Source organism: Kitasatospora sp. NPDC093558 (assembly GCF_040683475.1).
In the GTDB taxonomy this organism is placed as follows: domain Bacteria; phylum Actinomycetota; class Actinomycetes; order Streptomycetales; family Streptomycetaceae; genus Kitasatospora.
This window is the reverse complement of the sequence record NZ_JBFBDY010000873.1, coordinates 1-2,266: the sequence shown is the minus strand read 5'-3', so window position 1 is coordinate 2,266 and position 2,266 is coordinate 1. Positions and strand designations below refer to the sequence as shown.

Annotated in this window: 2 protein-coding genes and 1 pseudogene; 1 reads left to right on the top strand and 2 read right to left on the bottom strand. The window is 73.0% G+C overall.

What is annotated here, in order from left to right:
- Positions 1-135 precede the first annotated feature (135 nt).
- Entirely contained in the window at positions 136-576 is a 441-nt protein-coding gene (locus AB0O00_RS36385; RefSeq protein WP_363658985.1) for a VOC family protein, read from the top strand.
- Here AB0O00_RS36385 and AB0O00_RS36380 read toward each other — a convergent pair.
- Both AB0O00_RS36380 and AB0O00_RS36375 read right to left on the bottom strand, forming a co-directional pair.
- Positions 545-1,828: an MFS transporter gene (locus AB0O00_RS36380; RefSeq protein ID WP_363658984.1), complete on the bottom strand. Its 1,284-nt coding sequence runs from the start codon at positions 1,826-1,828 to the stop codon at positions 545-547. The two genes, AB0O00_RS36385 and AB0O00_RS36380, sit on opposite strands and share 32 nt — an antisense overlap.
- A gap of 24 nt (positions 1,829-1,852) precedes the next feature.
- Positions 1,853-2,266: pseudogene (locus tag AB0O00_RS36375) on the bottom strand (hypothetical protein); the annotation flags it as partial.

Here is a 2,266-nt window from a genome sequence, read left to right as displayed (position 1 = left end):
GTTGGGGTGCGTGCATCGCAAGGCGGAGGAGGGAGTCCATGCGGAGCATCGGCGACCGACGACAACGCGGCGAGGCGCGTGCCCCGGCGTCGCCCGGCAGGCGGGGGTTTGAAGACAGGCCCCTAGGCTCGGGGCATGACGATTCAGCGGATGGACAACGTGGGCATCGTCGTCGACGACCTCGACGCCGCCGTCGCGTTCTTCACCGAGCTCGGCATGGAGCTCGAAGGCCGGACGCCGATCGCAGGGCGCTGGGCGGAGGGCGTCGTCGGGCTCGACGACATGCGGTGCGAGATCGCGATGATGCGGATCCCGGGCGCCCCGGGCCGGCTCGAACTCGCGCAGTACCACTCCCCCAAGGCGATCACCTCCGAGCCGGCGCCCGCCCCCGCGAACACGCTGGGCCTGCACCGCGTCATGTTCGCCGTCGACGACATCGAGGACACCCTCGCCCGCCTCCGCCCGCACGGCGCCGAACTCGTCGGCGAGGTGGCGCGCTTCGAGGACCGTTACCTGCTCTGCTACCTCCGCGGGCCGAGCGGCATCATCCTCGGCCTGGCCCAGCAGTTGAGCTGAGCGGCCCGTCGGCCGTCGACGAACCGTCGTCCCCCGGTCGGCTCCGCTCCGCCCAGGCGGCCACGGGCGGCCCTGCCGCGCCCACGACCGCGAAGAACGCGCCCAGCAGCAGCCACCCCGTGTGCCCGAGCGCCAGGACGGCTCCGGTCAGGATCACCGGGGCGAGGGCCTGGCCCGCGTTGAAGCCGATGCCGAAGAGGCCCTGGTACTGCCCCTGGGCGTGGTCGGGCGCGAGGCCGAAGGCGAGCGCGTACCCGCCCGACGACTCCCACACCTCCCCGACGCTGTGGATGCACACGGCGATCCCGGCGAGCGCAGGTGCGACCCACACGGGGACGTCGGCGGTCAGGGCCATCAGCGGGCAGCTGACGAGGAACAGGAGCCCCGCGAGTCGGAAGGCGCGACCGCCCTGCCGCGGGGTCTCGACCTTGGAGCCGAGCCGGCTCTGGAGCAGCACGCAGACGCCGCTGTTGATCGCATAGACCGCCGCCACCGTCCAGCGCGGCGCGTCGGTGTGGGCACTGAGCCAGATCGGCAGGAGGAGCGAGACGACCTGGTACTGCAGGCCCATGGCGCTGTAGAGCGCGACGAACGACACGTACGGGCGGTCCGCCAGGACGGACCACTGCCGGTGCTCCTCGGGCCGCGGCAGGGGCCGGTAGTTGGGGACGCCCAGGAACGCGATCAGTCCGGCGCAGGCGAAGCTCGCGGCGTTCGCGAGGATCAGCGCGGTGTACGCGGGGCGCGTGTCGAGCTGGATGGCGACGGCCGCGCCCAGCGTGCCCACGACGACGCCGAGGTTGACGAACGTCCGGAGCCTGGCCCGGAAGGCGGCGGGACGTTCACCGCCGGCCCGGGCGATGAGCGCACCGCCCGCGGCGCCGCCCGCCGTCGCGGCCAGGCGGTCGAGCGTGGCGACGAGCGTGAACGCGAGCCAGCTGTCGATGAAGACGAACGCCGCCATGGTGACGGCCTGGAGGGCGAGCGCCGTCAGCCAGATCGCGCGCGGCCCGTACCGGTCGGCCAGGTTCCCCGCCGGGATGCCGGCCGCCAGGCCGCAGAGGCCCGCGATCGTCAGGCCCGCGCCGACTTGTGCGGCGGGCAGATGAACGACGAAGGTGAAGTAGAGGATGGCGGCGGTGTTGAAGAGGCCGTTGCCCACCCGGTTGACGAAACTCGCTGCTATCAGCGCTCGTTGCGGGCCGGTTTCCGACCCGCTCGGTTCGCGCTTCCCCGGCCCCCTCGTGATCATGCCGATCAGGCTAACAGGGGCATGTCAGGGCGTCCCCGCCGGCTGGTTCGGGCCCGTAGCAGCCGGCGCGGTGGCCGGGGCGGCGGAGGGTGCGGTGGACGGTGCGGTGGCCTCCCAGGTGAATCCGTCGGCGTCCGTGAAGGAGGCGGCACCCGTGCTGCCGAGGACGATCCGGTGCGAGCCGGTGCCCTCGACGGGGACGCCGACCTCCTTGGCCAGCGCGCGGCGCTTGTACAGCGCCAGCTTGACGGCACCGGGCCCGCCGGCCGCGAACTCGGTGTACTTGCCGCCGAAGCTCCTGGCCACGGCGAGGCCCTGGCCGACGTACGCCTCCCTGGTGGCCTTGACGCTCTCGACGCCGAGGAGCAGCACGACGTCGTCGATCTCGCGGGTCGCCGGGCCGGTGTCCTTCTTCGCCGAGGTCGCGACCTTCCAGGC